The 17,257-nt window shown below is 52.7% G+C and carries 16 protein-coding genes and 1 pseudogene; 1 reads left to right on the forward strand and 16 read right to left on the reverse strand.

Going from position 1 to position 17,257, the window contains the following annotated elements; genetic code table 11:
• Positions 1-35: 35 nt before the first annotated feature.
• Entirely contained in the window at positions 36-233 is a 198-nt protein-coding gene (locus tag XI25_RS15210; protein ID WP_046679341.1) for a hypothetical protein, read from the forward strand.
• 130 nt (positions 234-363) lie between these two features.
• On the opposite strand, the gene XI25_RS15215 is transcribed toward XI25_RS15210, so the two are convergent.
• The 16 genes and pseudogenes from XI25_RS15215 to XI25_RS15280 all read right to left on the reverse strand — a co-directional run bounded on the left by XI25_RS15215 (position 364) and on the right by XI25_RS15280 (position 17,177).
• Entirely contained in the window at positions 364-603 is a 240-nt protein-coding gene (locus XI25_RS15215) for a glutaredoxin family protein (protein WP_046679342.1), read from the reverse strand.
• 61 nt (positions 604-664) lie between these two features.
• Positions 665-1,606 (reverse strand): thioredoxin-disulfide reductase, encoded by a 942-nt coding sequence (gene trxB / locus XI25_RS15220; protein WP_046679343.1) that lies wholly within the window; start codon positions 1,604-1,606, stop codon positions 665-667.
• A gap of 182 nt (positions 1,607-1,788) precedes the next feature.
• Positions 1,789-2,820, reverse strand: coding sequence for a leucine-rich repeat domain-containing protein (locus tag XI25_RS15225; protein ID WP_046679344.1), 1,032 nt, complete (start codon positions 2,818-2,820; stop codon positions 1,789-1,791).
• A gap of 133 nt (positions 2,821-2,953) precedes the next feature.
• Positions 2,954-4,945, reverse strand: coding sequence for a heavy metal translocating P-type ATPase (locus XI25_RS15230; protein ID WP_046679427.1), 1,992 nt, complete (start codon positions 4,943-4,945; stop codon positions 2,954-2,956).
• 370 nt (positions 4,946-5,315) lie between these two features.
• A complete protein-coding gene (locus XI25_RS15235) occupies positions 5,316-6,491 on the reverse strand; it encodes a putative PEP-binding protein (RefSeq protein ID WP_046679345.1) in 1,176 nt (391 codons plus the stop codon).
• A gap of 172 nt (positions 6,492-6,663) precedes the next feature.
• Complete coding sequence (locus tag XI25_RS15240) at positions 6,664-7,956, reverse strand: homocysteine synthase (RefSeq protein WP_046679346.1); 1,293 nt, start codon at positions 7,954-7,956, stop codon at positions 6,664-6,666.
• A 293-nt stretch (positions 7,957-8,249) separates the two neighbouring features.
• Positions 8,250-9,107 carry an ATP-binding cassette domain-containing protein gene (locus XI25_RS15245; protein ID WP_046679347.1) on the reverse strand — a complete coding sequence of 286 codons (858 nt, stop codon included), beginning with the start codon at positions 9,105-9,107 and terminating at the stop codon, positions 8,250-8,252.
• A complete protein-coding gene (locus XI25_RS34700; RefSeq protein ID WP_235439899.1) occupies positions 9,100-9,327 on the reverse strand; it encodes a hypothetical protein in 228 nt (75 codons plus the stop codon). Before XI25_RS34700 ends, XI25_RS15245 begins: the two co-directional genes overlap by 8 nt.
• A 37-nt stretch (positions 9,328-9,364) precedes the next feature.
• Positions 9,365-9,946 (reverse strand): hypothetical protein, encoded by a 582-nt coding sequence (locus tag XI25_RS15250; protein WP_235439900.1) that lies wholly within the window; start codon positions 9,944-9,946, stop codon positions 9,365-9,367.
• An 11-nt stretch (positions 9,947-9,957) separates the two neighbouring features.
• Positions 9,958-10,200 carry a sigma factor-like helix-turn-helix DNA-binding protein gene (locus XI25_RS34705; protein ID WP_235439910.1) on the reverse strand — a complete coding sequence of 81 codons (243 nt, stop codon included), beginning with the start codon at positions 10,198-10,200 and terminating at the stop codon, positions 9,958-9,960.
• Positions 10,094-10,603, reverse strand: coding sequence for an RNA polymerase sigma factor (locus tag XI25_RS15255; protein WP_235439901.1), 510 nt, complete (start codon positions 10,601-10,603; stop codon positions 10,094-10,096). Before XI25_RS15255 ends, XI25_RS34705 begins: the two co-directional genes overlap by 107 nt.
• 156 nt (positions 10,604-10,759) lie before the next feature.
• Entirely contained in the window at positions 10,760-12,241 is a 1,482-nt protein-coding gene (locus XI25_RS15260; protein ID WP_235439902.1) for a hypothetical protein, read from the reverse strand.
• Complete coding sequence (locus XI25_RS34710) at positions 12,201-12,854, reverse strand: hypothetical protein (protein ID WP_052759619.1); 654 nt, start codon at positions 12,852-12,854, stop codon at positions 12,201-12,203. The genes XI25_RS15260 and XI25_RS34710 overlap by 41 nt, the downstream gene beginning before the upstream one ends.
• Complete coding sequence (locus XI25_RS15265) at positions 12,851-13,717, reverse strand: ABC transporter ATP-binding protein (protein WP_046679348.1); 867 nt, start codon at positions 13,715-13,717, stop codon at positions 12,851-12,853. The genes XI25_RS34710 and XI25_RS15265 overlap by 4 nt, the downstream gene beginning before the upstream one ends.
• Before the next feature lie 388 nt (positions 13,718-14,105).
• Positions 14,106-15,339: pseudogene (locus XI25_RS15275) on the reverse strand (response regulator transcription factor).
• Entirely contained in the window at positions 15,324-17,177 is a 1,854-nt protein-coding gene (locus tag XI25_RS15280; RefSeq protein WP_046679350.1) for a cache domain-containing sensor histidine kinase, read from the reverse strand. The pseudogene XI25_RS15275 and the gene XI25_RS15280 overlap by 16 nt, the downstream one beginning before the upstream one ends.
• Between the last annotated feature and the right edge of the window lie 80 nt (positions 17,178-17,257).

The following is a 17,257-nucleotide window of genomic DNA, read 5'->3' on the forward strand; positions in this document are numbered from 1 at the left end:
CATGCAAATTCCTGAGACAGGGAGAGAAACGTTTCATGACTTATGTCGATACCTCGGATATTTCGGCACAGATGTTTGTCACCGTGCTGCTGTTCCTCTTGGTCATTGCGCCGTTGTTCAGCCTCGCGATTCTTCGTCTTTTTCAAGGAAAGAAAAAAGCCGGTTTTCTGCTTATCCTTGCAGGAATTCTCGTCTATGCGATATTCCAGCTTATAATGTTTATCTTCTTTTGACGACAATCCTACGCAGAACCCTTGCGGCTGATCTGCCTAATCCAAACAAGAAAGCACAAAAAAAAGCTCCTCCCCGAAAGGGAAGAGCTTTTTCTATTTGGAGTGCTATAAGCGTTTCACAACCGGGAAATTAACCTTCGGCTGGAGCCAGAGCTTTGTTAAACTGGGTTTTGTTCATGCCCAAAATACGATGCTCCCCGATGATGGTCAGCGGAACGGCACGGACGCCCATGTCCCAAACCTGCTGCGCATACTCGTCGTTGGTTTCGATGTTGCGCTCTTCATAGGCAATGCCCTGCTCGGACAGAAAGCTTTTGACCTGTTTGCAGTGAGGGCAATTGTTGGATGTGTAAACGATAACGTTTTCCATGTTGAATTCACCTCTACTTAAAAATTTGTACCATCTATCTTTTTAACCCGTCTCACCCAGTTTACAGCACTACCTTGCTGTGTTCCAGGCTTTCGATATATTTTTCGCAGTCCATGGCCGCCATGCAGCCGCTTCCGGCTGCCGTAATGGCCTGTCTGTAACGCGTGTCCTGCACGTCGCCGCAAGCGAATACGCCCGGTACGTTGGTCTCCGAGGTTCCCGGATTCGTTACGATATAACCGTTCGGATCGGTCGTGATCTGTCCGCCGAGGAAACCGGTGTTCGGATGATGGCCGATCGCCACAAAAACGCCGCTGGCCTCAATCGTTTCTTCTTCGCCGGTCACATTGTTCGTAACCTTGATGCCTTTTACGCCGCGTTCGTCAGCAACGATTTCAACCGGAGTGCGGTTCAACGCCCATTGAATTTTTTCGTTCGCGCGGGCACGGTCCTGCATGATTTTCGATGCACGAAGTTCATCGCGGCGGTGAACCAGCGTCACTTTGGACGCGAAGCGGGTCAGGAAGTTTGCTTCCTCCAACGCGGAATCTCCGCCCCCCACGACAACAATTTCTTTGTTGCGGAAGAAAAAGCCGTCGCAGGTCGCGCACGTGCTAACGCCACGGCCGACATTGTCCTGTTCTCCCGGTATTCCGAGATATTTGGCCGTTGCCCCTGTCGAAATGATCAGCGTTTCGGCAACGATCTCGCCCAGCCCTTCCACGTTCAGCTTGAACGGGCGCTCGCTCATATCCACGCCGTTCACCCAGCCGGTGTGGAATTCCGCGCCGAAACGCTCCGCCTGCTTGCGCATGTTATCCATCAGCTCGGGGCCTTGAATGCCGTCCACAAAGCCCGGGAAGTTCTCTACCTCGGTGGTTGTCGTGAGTTGCCCTCCCGGCTGAGGGCCTTCGATGATAAGCGGGTTCATATTGGCTCGGGCGAGGTAAATCGCAGCGGTCAGGCCGGCCGGTCCGGTGCCGATAATAACGGATTTATACATATATGATCTCCTCCTCTATGTAATGGTTTCTCTTAATTATAATAATTATAAATTAATATTTATTATGATTATTTTGGGCCCTTCTGTCAATACGTCCATGAATGCCTTCGTGAATATCCTGTGAAAATCAGATGAAAGATTGAAATTATCTCGCTGTTTCCCTGCATCTTCGGCAGCCCCTTCTATTCACGCTCCATAAACGGATTTTTGCCAAAATCAATCTGCTCCAATCGGGGCATCCGATGAAGGAATGCCGGTTCTTTAACCAGCCAATTGTTGTTGAAAACCAATGAACGCAGGTTCTGCAACGAAACCATTTCTTCCGGAAGTTCGGTAATCGTGGTGTAACTAATATGCAAATGCTCCAGTTTCTTGAGTTGGCTGATTTCAGGCGGCAGTTGGTTCAGCATGATCTCTTCCTTCGCCAGCACCCGCATTCCATCTTTCATATCGTGGTAACATCCGCATAGGATCGTTAAACTTCTCAGGTTGACGAGTTTTCCGATTTCAGCAGGAATTTCCTCCAACTCAGCGGTATAGACCGTTAGGAATTCAAGCTCCGTCAAATCAAACAGGGCCGGCGGCAACCGGCGGATTTCCTGTTCAAAAATGAACAGCTCTTTTAAGCCCCGAAGCTCTGAAATACGATCAGGGATTTCCGTGATTCCGTACATTTCGATTTTAAGCTTGGATGCCTGGTGATAAATGGCATCGTCCAATAATCGGTTAAACTCTCGGTCTATTTTCGCGAAATGAAAAAATAATCCGGGGTAGGATTCCGCTAAAGCAGCCGCTTCCGTTTCTTCCACGTTCATTCCAGCCATTTCTTCATGCGCGACATTGTACAGAAAGTCGTTTTCCTGCTCATCCCAAAAGCACAAATCCTCCGGAAGAAGGGGATGCTGCCAAGCAAACAGGCTATCGGCCGCTTCCTTCAAAATTTCTGATGCTTCTTTGCTGTTTCTGTATATATAGTAGGTACCTTTGCTGTATGTAATAGCGTTTCGGGGCAAATAGTCGGCCATATTCTCAACTTCATCCATACGGCGCGTTTCTATTAAAAAGGGCTTAAGGGCATCCAGCACTTGCTGTCCCTCTGAGATAAGCATCAAGCTGTGCCGTTTCGCCAGCACGAATGCGGCCGACCGTTCCATGCAATAATCGATCAAACCGCGATAAGCGTCTCCCCGAACATCCCCGTAAAAAGGTATCATGGTTATCGTTCCCCTCGTTTTGATCACTGCTGCCAAGATTATACGGTACACCCAAATCAAAGTAAAATAAAGCCAAGTTGAATTTCTAACCCAAAGGGGCGCCTTACCTTTTTCGGTAAAGCGCCCCCTTTTTTTATTTGGCGCGCAGCAGCCGAAGTCCGTTCAGGATGACCAGGATCGTGCTTCCCTCGTGCCCGACGACGCCCAGAGGAAGCGCAACGCCCTCAATGAAGTTGGCGGCGATCAGCGTTAAAATGACAGTGACCGCAAACGTCATATTCTGCTTGACGATCCGCTGCGCCCGGCGGGCCACCCGGACGGTCGCTGCAATCTCTTCGATGTTATCGTTCATCAGCACGGCATCCGCCACTTCCAGCGCCGTACCGCTGCCCGTCACCCCCATGCCGATGCCGACCGTGGCCGTTGCCAATGCCGGCGCGTCATTGACGCCGTCGCCGACCATCACGACATGGCCATGCCGCTCCCGAAGCTCCTTCACATGTTTCACTTTGTCCTCCGGCAGCAGGTCGGAGAACACCATGTCCACGCCTGCTTCTCTAGCTATGACCTCCGCGGTCGCCTTTCGGTCCCCCGTCAGCATGGCAACCTTGATTCCCAACTCCTGAAGCCGCTTCACGGCGGCTGCCGCCTGCGGGCGAACCGCATCCTGAAGAGCAATCATGCCGGTTATCCGTTCCCCCTCCAGCACCACCGATACGGTTTTGCCTTCGGACTCCAGCTTCGAACGGAGAGCATGCCAATCGGGATCATCCGCATTTTTTACGGAATCCGCTGCCTGATCTCCTTGTTCCTTCCGGTCCAGCACATCGCTCTTTCCGATTTTCCACAGCTTTCCTTGAACCTCGGCCTGCATTCCCCAGCCGGTAATCGATTGCGCATTCTCAGCCGGCAAAACCTCAATCCGCTCCTCCTTCGCCTTGCGTACAACCGCTTGAGCCAACGGATGCTTGGACATGCTTTCCACCGAGGCGCAAATGCCGAGCAGTTCCACATACGTCATTCCGCCGCCTGCGATGAAATCAGTCACTTGCGGCGATCCCAGCGTCAGCGTGCCCGTTTTGTCAAAAGCTACGACGGCCGTCCGGGCCATGTTTTCGACATGGGCCCCTCCTTTGAACAGAACGCCCTTGCGGGCACGGTTCGAAATGGCGGACAGCATCGCGGGCATAATGGATGACACAAGCGCACAGGGAGAAGCGACGACCAAAAACACCATTGCTTTATAAAAAGATGTATCCCAATCCCAGCCGAGCAGCGGCGCCGCCGCAATCAACCCGACCGTAACTCCGACCACGATGCGTGCATAGATGGCTTCAAAACGTTTGATAAACCGTTCGGACTCCGGCACCTCGTTCTCGGCTTCCGCCACCAGCTTCACGATTTTTGCAAACAGAGTCGATTCGGCAGATTTCGTTACTTCTATATATAGAACGCCTTCCCCGTTTAATGTACCTGCAAATACCTCATCGCCGACTTCCTTGTCTACAGGCACCGATTCACCGGTGATAGAGGATTGATTGACCGACGATCCGCCCCGATAGACCTTGCCGTCGGCCGGGATCAATTCGCCGGGCTTCACGAGAATCAGATCGCCGATCTCCAGCTTGCCGATGGATACCGATACCATCTCCCCTCCTTCAAGGCGCAGAGCCGTTTCCGGCTGCAGTTCCATCAGGGAGGAAATGTCCTTGCGGCTTCGTTCCATTGTGTAGCTCTCCAGTGCGCCGCTCATCGCAAAGATAAAGATCAGCATGGCTCCTTCATTCCAATAGCCGATCGAAGCGGCACCCATGGCAGCAGCGATCATCAGCAAATTGACATCCAGGTCCCGCTCCTTGATCAGCGTTTCTACGCCCTCTTTAGCCTTAATCCACCCTCCGACCGTATACGAGACGACATACAGGATAACGGAGACCAGCTCCGACCAGGAGCTCGCGGCCCAAGCGGCGAGCATCAATACGCCGCTGCCCAGCGCAGCCAGTACTTCCGGGTTGCTGAGCAGGCTCCGGAGATCCCATTTGCCGGGATGACGCGGCTGTTTCGGATCCAGTCCATTCTCAATCGACGAGATTTTGCCCAACGCTCTATTGTGTGTCCATTCCATCATAATCCACCCTCCTGTTTGATAATGAGACCCATTCTTACTACCCCTAAAATGGCACATGCTGCCCCGGCTAAGCCGGAGCAGCATGCTAAATGAGAATGAGAATCGTTTTTGACTTACTACAATTTATTTTCCTATGGGAAACTTTATATTTTTATCATACCCACAATAATCGGGTTTGTAAACAGACTTTCACCCATAAATAATAATTATTTTAATTTAGAACCGGCAGCAGGCTCGTCCGAAGGCATCTCGTATCATGCGCATAAAATGCTTGAAAAAAAGCCCGAGCGGTTGTATTACCGTCCGAGCCCGATCCTATAGTCTCCCCTTTGCTTTTTCGACCATTCTTCTTGGCCCCCGGATATGCTCAGGCCTCCTCCGCTGACGAATACCGGCCCTCGACCATCTCCAAACGAAGTCCGGTCAAGCGAACGGCCGCTAAATCTTCGGGCGCACAGCAGACTTCCGTCATTCCAAGGCGGTATACCGTTCTCAAATCTCCTGCCTTAATCTGCCCTCCGGCCCGAATCCTGATTTCCGGCTTCACCCGCCGAATTTTCAGGATGGTTTCTTCCAATCGCGGGTATAACAGAGCCGGGCTGGCCCATTCCTGAACAGGCTCGCTCATATTCATTCTTGCGGGGCCTTCCAAAGGATTCCGCTCGTCCACCAGATGAAATTTCGAAGCGCATTCCGTATCGATCACAATGACATCCGCCAATCGGGTGACATCCCCAGCGTCCGACGGAAGCACATCGGGATGAAGCAATGCGCCGATCTTTAAATTCGTCCCGTGCCTTAAAGCTCCCATCATTTGCTGCCCTACCTCTTCAACGAAATCGTGAGCGGCCGTGAAATCGGCTGCGTCCATCGGCCAAAGGGCCAGCACCTCGAGCCTGCACTCCGTCCCTTCCTCCTGACACCTGGCTGCGGCTCTAAACAGCGACTCCAGTTGAATATCCTGCAGTTCGAGCCTTTCCTCAGGACCGCCGTCCTCCAATACGTCCCAAGCAAGACTTACGGCGCAGGGCGCGCCTTTGGCTGCTTGTAATATCTTTGTCCACTCTTCCGTCCATAAGGAGACGAGACGGAAGCGCATATGCTGCCGCTTTTCTTCGTCCCTGTTTTTTATCCAATCGGCATATACCTCAAGCAAGCGGTCCCCTGACCGCAATAATGCCTCGCCCCTGATCAGCCCGATCCCTTGAGCCCCTTCCCTCATGCCCGCCGCAGCCTTTACGGGATCATCCGCGCGGGCCAATACTTTAAGCTTCCTTTTTTCATCGCTCCAGGACAGCAGACGCTGCAATGAAGCAGACTCTTTGCCGGACGAATCTTTTTTCCGCATCACTTCCTCTATGTCATCGGGCGTTGCCAACAGCAGCAATGCTTCCTCATGGGTCATTCCGCCTTTCGCAGCCAGATCGTTCAACACTTGAATATCGCCCCATTTCTCCGCCGGACGGTCACGATCCGTTCTGTTAAAAATGTCGTAAAAGCGCTTCCCGATCTCTGCGCCGTTTGCCCGTTTCCCTTCCGTCATGAGTTTGCTCCACCTCTTTTTCGCTTGATAGGGTCTTTCTTGCCTTCCCTAAAGATTATTATCGAGGAACTTGAAATATACGATGACAAACGGTTTTCTCCGGCAATCAAAAAGAACACTTTCCGGAGGGGAAAGTGCCCTTTTCGTAAAACTTAAAGGATGGATGCAATGATTACTTCTGGCTGGCAGCCAGTGCCTGTTCCAAATCGTAAAGAATATCGTCTATCGATTCCGTACCGACCGAAATGCGAAGCAGCTCCGGATTGACCCCGGCAGCCACCTGTTCCTCTGCCGTCAGCTGCTGATGCGTCGTGCTCGCTGGATGAATGATGAGCGACTTGGAATCTCCGACATTGGCAAGATGGGAGAACAGCTTCACATTCTCGATTACCTTGCGCCCGGCTTCTGCTCCTCCTTTAATGCCAAAGGTAAGAATGGCTCCCTGACCCTTCGGCAAATACTTCCGTGCAAGTTCATATGAAGAATGGCTAGGCAGACCCGCGTAACTGACCCACTCGACCGAGTCGTGGCTTTCCAGGTACTCCGCTACCTTCAAAGCGTTTTGGCTGTGACGCTCCATCCGCAGATGCAGGGTTTCAAGACCTTGAAGCAGCATCCAGGAGTTGAACGGGGAAATCGAAGCACCGATATCGCGCAGCAGCTGAACTCTGGCTTTGATGATGTATGCCAAAGGTCCGACGGCATCCGTGTAAACAACCCCGTGGTAGCTAGGATCCGGCTCGGTCAGTCCCGGGAATTTGCCGCTTTCCGCCCAGTTGAAATTCCCCCCGTCCACGATGACGCCGCCGATGGATGTGCCGTGTCCGCCGATGAATTTCGTCGCCGAATGAACGACGATGTTCGCGCCATGCTCGATCGGGCGAAGCAAATACGGGCTTGGGAACGTATTGTCCACGATGAGCGGAATGCCGTTCTCATGGGCGATTGCCGCCACGGCTTCCACATCCAGCACATTCCCCTGCGGGTTGCCGATGGTTTCGGCGAATAAGGCTTTGGTCTTGTCATTAATGTATTTGCGGAAGTTGTCCGGATCAGTCGAATCCACGAAATGCACCTTGATGCCCAGCTTCGCCAGCGTCGTGGAGAACAGATTATATGTACCGCCGTACAGGCTGGAGGAGGAAACAATCTCGTCGCCCGCACCGGCAATGTTCAGAATGGCGAACGTAATGGCAGCCTGCCCTGAAGCGGTAGCCAATGCGCCTGCTCCGCCTTCCAATGCGGCGATGCGCTGTTCAAACACGTCCGTTGTCGGATTCATGATCCGTGTGTAGATATTGCCGAATTCTTTCAAAGAAAACAGGTTTGCAGCATGCTCGCTGTCGCGGAATCCGTAAGATGTTGTTTGGTAAAGCGGAACCGCCCGGGACAGCGTTGTCGGATCGATCTCCTGACCTGCGTGTACGGCCAACGTTTCGATAGCCAATTTGCGTTGCTCTGACATAGATAGTTCCTCCCTTTTCTCCAACTGGAAAGTTTTATTATACGAAAGATTTCTCCCATTCTCTCACACTTTCCAACGTTTGAAAAGAGGTAAAACCCATTAAATTTATCGGAATTGAATTAAAGGGCCGACCGGATCAGGCGAACCCCTTAAATCATGAGTCCGATCCCCAAGAAAGATGGAGTTTATCCGAGAAACAAGGTTAAGCCTTACGCAAAAAAGCAGCAGGCCTCCCGGGATTCCCCCCTCAGCCTGCTGCTTTTATTATGCAGTGCATGATTTTATCTGTCCTTCTACAGTTTTCGTTCCAAAGCATCCATGTGAAGAAAAAAAGTATCCTCCAGCGTAGGCTCCCGTTCAGCATACTGCAGGCCGGGGGGAATGCTGCCCATCCGGCGAACGAGCACACCCTGGTCGGTCATTTGGAAGTGAATTAATTCGCGCTCCGGAATTTGCTCGAACTCTTCCAGCGTCACGTCTCCCTCCCATACCCTCGAAGGAACGGCAAGCTTCCACGTACGGGGAGGCCCGTTATAACGGATTCGCCCGCGGTGGATCCAGATCACGCAATCCGCCGCATCTTCCCATTCGTTCAGTTCATGGGCGGCTACCGCCACCATCCTGCCTTTGGCATACCGGGTCAGATAAGCGATCAAGAATTTCCGTTCTTCGGCGTCCATCCCGTTTAAAGGCTCATCCAGAAACAGAAAGGACGGAGAAGCCAGCAGCGCCTGCACGACCGCAATCCGCCGCTGCACTCCTTGGGACAGGCGTTTCACCTTGCTGCGCTGGTGTTCCTTCAGCCGGAAGTCAGCCATGAGCCGGTCGACCGCTTCCGGCGAATAAATTCCCTTTAGCTCGGCCAGGTATGTGAGCAGCTTCCCTACCTTCATATCTCCGTACAGTTCGATATCGGAAGGAACGTAGCCGATCTGGCTCCGGACGAGCGGAAGATGATTCGAAGCCTTCCGCCCTTTGTACAATATGGTTCCCGCATCAGGGGCTTGGAGCGTGGTCAGCATTTCCATCAATGTGGTTTTGCCCGCTCCGTTCGCACCGACGATCAAATTCAGTCCCTGCTGAAGCGTTGCCTGCTCAATCTCAAGCCGGTACGTCCCCGCCTGACGCTCCAATCCCTCAATGCTAATCATGGGCGGTTTCCCCCGGAAGCAAACGGTTCCGTCGGCTGTATCCGTAAGATGATACCAACAGCGCCGCCCCGAAAAGAAGGATGATGGCATCTATGGGCATTTTCATGCCGCTCGTCACGCCGGAACCGCTCATCTGTCCCTGTAGAACGATCCAGATGCCATAGGCCAATATGGCCGAGAGCATGGAGGCTGCCATGCCTTTTCGGAACATCATATACATGGCGGCGCCTCCCGTCAGCAGCAAAACGCCCATCCATTCAAGTACAAAGGGCCCGAACAAAAAAATGCGAAGATTCCGCGTACATGGCCCGGATTCCAAGAACCGCCGTACTGATCAACGCCATCCCCACAACGATGCCGGTCACCATCAAGAGACGGCTGTACAGGACCAGGGCCGGCGGATAAGGCATTATCGTCTCGACCGCCCGCATGCCTCGATCCCAGGTTCGGCTGCTGAACAGCATGGACGCAATCAGAAGCAGCGGCGTGATGAGCGGAAAGATGCCTCCGGGAATCCCGCCGATCTGCTCAAGCGGATATTCAGGATCGATCAAAAGGACAAGCATGAAGAACACCGCGGCGCTGGCCAGCAAAATCGCTTTCTGGTTGAGACGGAGTTGACTTCGCAAAAGCTGTCCCAAGGAAGGGGGATCTACCTGCGGGTTAAAATCCAGCTTGGGAGGTGCAGCCTCCTGCTTAAGCAGATCGAATTCCCCTTGAAGCATTGAAATCAACCGGGCGGTTTCGTTTGGAGAGGGCGGCGGAAGAACCGCATGGGTCAGCGGCCCCCTAAGCTCCTCCTCAAGCCCCCTTAATTCGTTATCGGTAGGATGATCCATGGGAAAACACCTCACTTTCTTTGGATTTGACCGGCCTGTCGGCCGTATCGCCGGAGCGGCTGCGGACTCCGCCAGGCGGTCCCTGCGAACGGGCCGAAACAGCCGGAGCGTAGGAATCCTGGGCAGTCATCACTTTTTTTCAGCTTCCTAAGCCCATTGTAAAGGTGAGTCTTGACCGTGCTCAGGGGGAGATCCAGCAGCTCCGATATCTCCTGCAGCTTCAGGTCGTGAAAAAAAACGCAAGGATACGATATTCCGCTGAACTTCGGGCAGGGTTCCCAAAGACACGGCGATTTCCATCGACGTTTCTTGCTGTTCGAACAGTTCTTCGGCACCGGCCGACGGATCGGACCGTTCCGGAAATTCTTCCCCGGCGAGACCTTCCGACTTGTAAGCCGAGCTTTTCCAATAGTCCTTGCATAAATTCAGCGCCACACGGTATAGCCAGGACCTAACATGCTCCAGTGCGCCGTGCTGCCTGAGATGGCGGATCAGCCGGAGGAACGTTTCCTGGACGATATCCTGCGCCTTCTGGCGGTCCTGCAGCTGATTGGATGTATAGCTGAGCAGCGGCCCGTGGTACCGCGTCACCAGCATTTCAAAGGCGTCCTGGTCTCCCGCCGCCATTCGTTCGGACAGCACCTGATCGGATATCAAGCTTCACTCCCCCCCCTCTCCGCGTTATCTATATATCATTAACCCCGAGGATCGCTTTCCATGACCTCTTTCCATTTCTCAAGCCATTCTTTATATGGAATAGGCCGCTCCTTGACATAAACATTTTCTTCTTCCCGCGGCTGTTTCAGTCCGATGTTATAAAAAATGGAGCAGCACCTCCTGAACCTGGCGTTCCTTTCCCTTCCTCAAAGCCCTGGAAACCTGTTTGGCCATCTTTCGGCCAATTCCGTTCGGATCATAATCGTTGTCCTTGAAGAGAAGCAGTTGAACCGATCTTGTCCAATAGTACCCATTCACTAACTCCTTATCGCTTAACCCGGACTCCTGGCGGTAATACACATACCAGAACAGGCTGCTGATCCGGCTGCGTACGTCCGTTTCGGGGTGCTGATCGCTTGAATACATATAGAGCCCGTTTTGGCTTCCGAACAGCATGAAATTCATCCATTCGCCGGGCAAAGAGTCAACCACATTGTTGTAATAAGAGTTGTCACTGGATATGATCATCGCATTCTCCATGCCGCCATTGATGCGATCGTAGCTGTACCGGCCCCCACCCCAGTACAAAATATGGAAGTCCCGCTTCGCCAATTCAGGGATCCAGGATGAAAAATAATCGTACTTCTTTTTCAAATCCTTCATCTGGTTCTCGACATACTCTTGGTCATAAGGTGCGGCAACCATGGTCACCGGCAAACCTTCATGCCAGATTTCGGTCCAGTCCCTGCTGCCAAAAAGGGAGAGACCCGTGACGCCGTCTCCTTCAAACCGCTGATATCCGGTTTTCCTTTCCTTTTCCGGTATGCCCGCATAAAGAGGGACCTTGTAACCCTCCACCGTCAGCTTCATCTTTGCGGGAGGATAATGCAGAGGTCTGAATGAGATCCCGGTGGACAGTTCATTCGGAGGCTCATCCTTAAAGTAGATGTCCTGATGCCCGATTAAGGGATACCAGGCCATATACCTGGGCAGATTGACCTCCGAGCCAACGCTGAAGGCGGCGTATCTCTCGCTGCCATAGCGGGGTGAAAAATCCATGATTTTCCCGCCGTACACGATTTCGATCTGCAGATCATCCTGCATACCTTGCGGCAGTTCGGCATCAATGAAGTCGCCCTGCCGCCGGTACTGAGCATCCGCTCCCTGAACCAGCACCTTGTTTACCTGAAAAGACCGGTGCAGCGTAAGCGGTAGCGCCGTTCTTCCCTTCCTGCTTTCGACAGGCACCGTAAGCTTTGCCGTCATAAGAAGGGTATCGTCCTTCTGTCTCTGTAACGAAATGTCGTATTGGGATACCTTAAGCCTGCCATCCCAAGGACGGGGATCGCTGTTAACCCAACTCACGGAAGGATCACCGATTCTCTCCGCTACGCTGGCGTAGCGGGTCTGCCACAATGATGCATACGGGGCAAATGCGGCCGCGGCCAGGATCAGGGCGCCTACCGCCAGCAGCCACCACCGTTTCATGGACATCGTCGGCCGGGAACGGTTCAGAAGCAGCAGAATGACGATCAGCATCAGCAGCGTAAAGGCCAGGACAAACCGGCGGGACATTCCGATTTCGTGCTTGAACAGCTCATATCCCCAACTCTCGCCGGCCAGCACGGTATTGCCCACAAAGAACTGACTTAAATGAAAGGTTTTGAGGTATGACAGCCCCATCTGCTGGATGAGAAAAAATGTCCATGAAAAAGGTGCCGAACATCCAAGCGCAAAACCCGATCAAATATACCATCCTGTTCTGCAAACAGACGCCTAGCAGCATGGCCAGCGCAAAAGTAACCAGATAAGAAATCTCGTACTGGAGCGCCAGGTTCAAGGCATGCCGCAAAGCTACGCTTTGATCGATGCTCTGCGCGACCGAAACCGCGTAAAAGGTGACCGCCGCAGGTATGGTAAACAAGATCATATAAACCTGGCCGACGGCATATTTTGCCGACAGCAGCATGTGGAAGGAAACCGGAAGGCTCCGGTTCCATTCAAAGGAGGGCCTACGGATGTCGCGCCGGACCGTCAGGATGCCCAGCCACATGGCCGGACCCAGCGTCAATGTATGGGCAAACGCGTTGAACTCGTACATTTGCGAATACACATCGGGCTCCGGGGAGCCGGCGATATTCAGCATGACCCCCAGATAGATGCCGGCATAAAGAACCGGAAGCGCCGCAAGGAAAACATTGCCGAGCACGAGACGCAGCTCCAGCAAACAATGTTTCTGCCATCTGCTCATGATCGATCCCTCCGCAGCAGCGCAATATAGCCATCCTCAATCGTCGGCTCGACCTGAACGGCTTCCGGCAGCGGCTGCTTCTCCCCGATCATCCGACATAGAGTCCCATCCGGTAAAGTACGGACCGACACAATGGATGACGGATCGGCCGCCGCAAACTGCGAAGGACTTAAGAGCGCTTCCCAGGCATATCCCCGACCGCAAGCCTGAAGTTCCTTCAGATCCCCGTCCATGACAAGACATCCCTTGTTCATGACGGCCACTCTCCGGCAATTGCTCTCGATATCGGCTACGATATGCGTCGACAACAGTACGGTCCGATTTAAGCTGAACCGGGTCAGCAGGTTGCGGAAGCGGACCCGCTCCTGCGGGTCGAGTCCCGCCGTCGGCTCATCCACAATAAGCACTTCGGGCGAGCCCATAAGCGCCTGGGCAATGCCGATTCGCTGCTTCATTCCCCCGGAGTACGTCCGGACTTTCTTGTCCGCCTTCTCCTGCATGTTGACCATCTCCAAAAGCCTCGAAATTTCCTTGCGGCGGGCCGCTTTGTCGCCGATTCCTTTCATGACACCTACATAATCCAGATAATCGCGTCCGGTCATCTGCGGATAAATATGAAAATGCTGGGGGAGATAGCCGATTTTCTTCCGGATCTCTTCCGACCGGGACAGCGGTATGCCGTTAATGGTCACCTGTCCCGAGGTCGGCGAAAGCAGGGCAGCCAAAATGCGCATCAGTGTCGTTTTGCCAGCCCCGTTCGGTCCCAGCAATCCCGTCATTCCCTTATCGAAAGTAAGTGAAACGTCCAGAAGCGCCCAAGCGCCTTTCCGGTAGGTTTTGGATAAATGCTCAATCGTAATCATGAAAGATTCCCTTCTGTTCCTTCTTGAAAAAAGAAAAAATAAGTCCGCGCGGATCTTACTCTGAGAACGAAGGGGACGGTCAAAAAGTTTGCCTTTTCGATAAACCAGTAGTCATGTATTTTTCCCTTCGCCCAAAACAAGCCCGAAATGCCGTTTACCGGCACCGGGCGAAATGGCTTCAGCCTATAATTCATCAATGTTCGACCTGATATAGGTCTTGCAGTCGTCAGTATATCCCGGGGCCGGAGGAATATCAATGAATTTTTCGGAATTCACGCCGACTTCATTCGTGCATCAGGGAAAAACGCCAAACAAAAAACAAGGAAGCGGATCCTAGGAACCCGCTTCCCAATCTTTTATTTATGGCGGACAGAGAGAACGCATTTCTTCATTCTTCGGGCTTTTTCCCTTTATCACTCACGATCCCCGTCCCGTTTTTTTCGGCTGCCGGAACGCCGACCATACCGTTTTGACGATACTCGCTGGGCGTCACGCCGTACTTTTTGCGAAACAACTGGGAGAAATGCCGCATGTCCTGGTAGCCGATCCGTTCCGCGATTTCCGCCAGTTTCAGCTTTGGATTTTGCAGCAGCTGCTTGGCCTGTTCCAGCCTTAACTGAATTACGTACTCCTTAAAGCCGCAGCCTGTTTTTTTGTTTAAACAGCTGGCTGAAGTAAACCGGATTCAAATAAACGACGGACGCGACCTTATCCAGCGATAAATCCGCATGATAATGCGTTCTGATATATTGCATGGCCACTTCCACCGCCTGATCCCCTCCGCTGGCATAATGCTCGTAAACCTGTGTCGAGGACGCCTTCCACATGCGCTGGACTTCTCCGGGCACCTGGTTGAAATCGCTTATCCGCTCCGTACTCATGATTTGGAAGGGCACCTTCAAATACTTGATCAAATGTCCCCTCAGCTGTTCGATCAGGCCTGGAAGGCCGGCGCTTTCGTTCAAGGTAACGAGCCCCACGAGGCTTTTGCTGTCCAAAATGCTGACAAAACCGCTCCCACTCTGATGGATCAGTTCCTCCAGCACGTTTTCGATAATGAAATGCTCCAGCCGCACGACTTTATCCGTCTCCATCCTGACCATCAAAAGGTGGAAATCCGGATGGCTCTCCATAAAAGGGCGTATGTCGATGCGTCCGATATCCAATCCAGATGCCCAGCGCTTAAAGACGGCCTCCCGCAAATATTTGCGGTTCGCTTCGAGCAGCTGCGTCTCCTTCGTCAACCGGTTTTCCCGCTCGATCTCCTCGCTCAGCTTATCGATCATCTGGATCAGCACATCCTTGCCGATCGGCTTGAGGAGATAATCCTTGGCCCCTAAACGGACGGCTTCCTGGGCATAGGCAAACTCGGAATAAGCGGAAATGACCACCCATTTCATGTACGGATATCTTTTGCCCGCGATATTCATCAGCTCAAGACCCGTCATGCCGGGCATGAGGATATCCGTCAGCACAACCTGGATCCTGTGGTTGCGCAGGACAATCAACGCCTCTTCCGGGTTGGACGCCAAATAGGCGCGAAATTCAGGAAAGCGCTGCCGCAAAGTCCGCTGAATGCCCTCCCGAATGACCGTTTCGTCATCGACTATGAGAATGTCCATTCCTCTCCACCTTTCCCGGACAGGGGCATAACGATCGTAACCGTTGTCCCTATTCCTATTCGGCTCTCCATTCTTAACCCGTAATTATCGCCAAACATGAGTTTTATCCGCCGGTGCACATTCGGCAGACCGATGCCGCGTCTTGCGGGTCGTGCCGAGAGTTCGGCATTCTTTACGCCAGAATCGGGACCGTTTCCTCCCTCGTCCTTGCTCCGGTTCGTCCCGCTGTCCGCAAGCGACTCCCTGATATGCTGCAGCATCCGTTCGTCCATGCCTACGCCGTTATCGGCAATAACGATATGCAGCTCCCGTCCATCAACTTCCGCATACACGCGTAGCATACCCGGACGGTCCAGAGGTTCCAGGCCGCTTTTGACCGCATTCTCGATAATCGGCTGAATGGTCATTTTCGGCAGCGTAACATTCAGCCAGCGGCTATCGACTTGAATGTCGGCGTGGACCCTGCCTTCCAAACGGCTCTCAATAATCGTCATATAATGCCGCATCTGATCGAGCTCCTGCGCAAGCGTCGTCCGGGAGGCTTCCTGCCAGTCACTGCTGTATCGGAACATATGCGACAATGCCAAGACGACGCGTCCCAGCCTGTCATTCTCCCGCTCGTCCAGCATCCAATAGATCATATCGAGCGTGTTGTACAAAAAATGGGGATTCACCTGGGATTGCAGCGCCTGCAGCTGTGCATTCTTCTCGCTGATGGATGCGCTCGTAATCCCTTCTATCAAGTCATCCATCCGGTTTACCATCCGGTTGAAGGACGACACCAGGCTGTTAATCTCCTCAAAGGACTTTACGTTCACGGAGCCTCTGAAATTCCCCATCTCCACCTGTTTCATCTCCCGGATCAACAGTTTTAGCGGCGAAGCGATATTACGGGATATCAAGGTGGCCAGGGCAGTGGAAATCAGGACCAGGATCAGGATGACATAGAAAAGATACTGCCTTGTCTTATCCACTTCGGCGCTGATGTCTCCCTTGGGCGTCAATCCGTACACGGTCCATTCGGCCATCGCCGCGTTGGCCGCCACGATCAGTTGATCGCTACGGTTGTCGACAAGGACTTGACCGTTCCGGGGACGGGGCAGCTGGCCGAAATGGAGGGTCTGTACCTTGTTATCATCCGTGGATGCGATGACCCGGCTGTTTTTATCCACGATGTAAACCTGACTGTTCGGGCTGATGGTCACATTGGATAGGGCGGACAGGATGGGCCCGGGCTTGGTTTCGATCAGAACGACTCCCTGTTCTTTTTGACTCGTTAAATCAAACAGCTTGCGGCCAAACACAAAGACAGGCTCCTTCTGAAAGCTGTTGATGACGGAATTTCGGAACAGGCCCATCCAAACCATCTCTCCATCCGAGGCCTGAAGCTTCCGGTACCATTCGGACGAAGAATAATCGACATCCACCACGCCCGCATACCTGGGTTCATAATGATAGCTCTTTCCCGCCCTGCTGATGACGTGAATCCCGATGATATCATCCCGCGAAAAATAAATGGCGCCAATGATATTGGTGATCGTCCGTTCGTCGATGACGCTATGCGAAGGATTATGGTTCCTGTCCCTTTCCTGGAGCAGCCTTAACAACTCATAGTTGCTGTTCAGCGATTTGGTAACGCTGTTATATCCCTCAAGGAGCAGATTGAACAGCCCGGCCGTCTGGGAGATGTTCTTCTCCGCCATGTCGCTGATTTTTCCGTGGATAATATCCGTTATCCTCTGATAATACAGAAAGCTTCCGATCAATAAGAGAGCCGTCATACTTGAAAGAAAAAGCAGAAACAAACGATTGTGAATGGTATGCTTGCTGCGGCCCACGATAGTTCTTCTCCTTTCAAATATGCGCTCTAAAATCCTTACTTTACCATAAGAGTCGCAGGTATATATCCATATACGGA

It is taken from the genome of Paenibacillus sp. DMB20 (genome assembly GCF_000987955.1).
In the GTDB taxonomy this organism is placed as follows: domain Bacteria; phylum Bacillota; class Bacilli; order Paenibacillales; family Paenibacillaceae; genus Paenibacillus_AQ.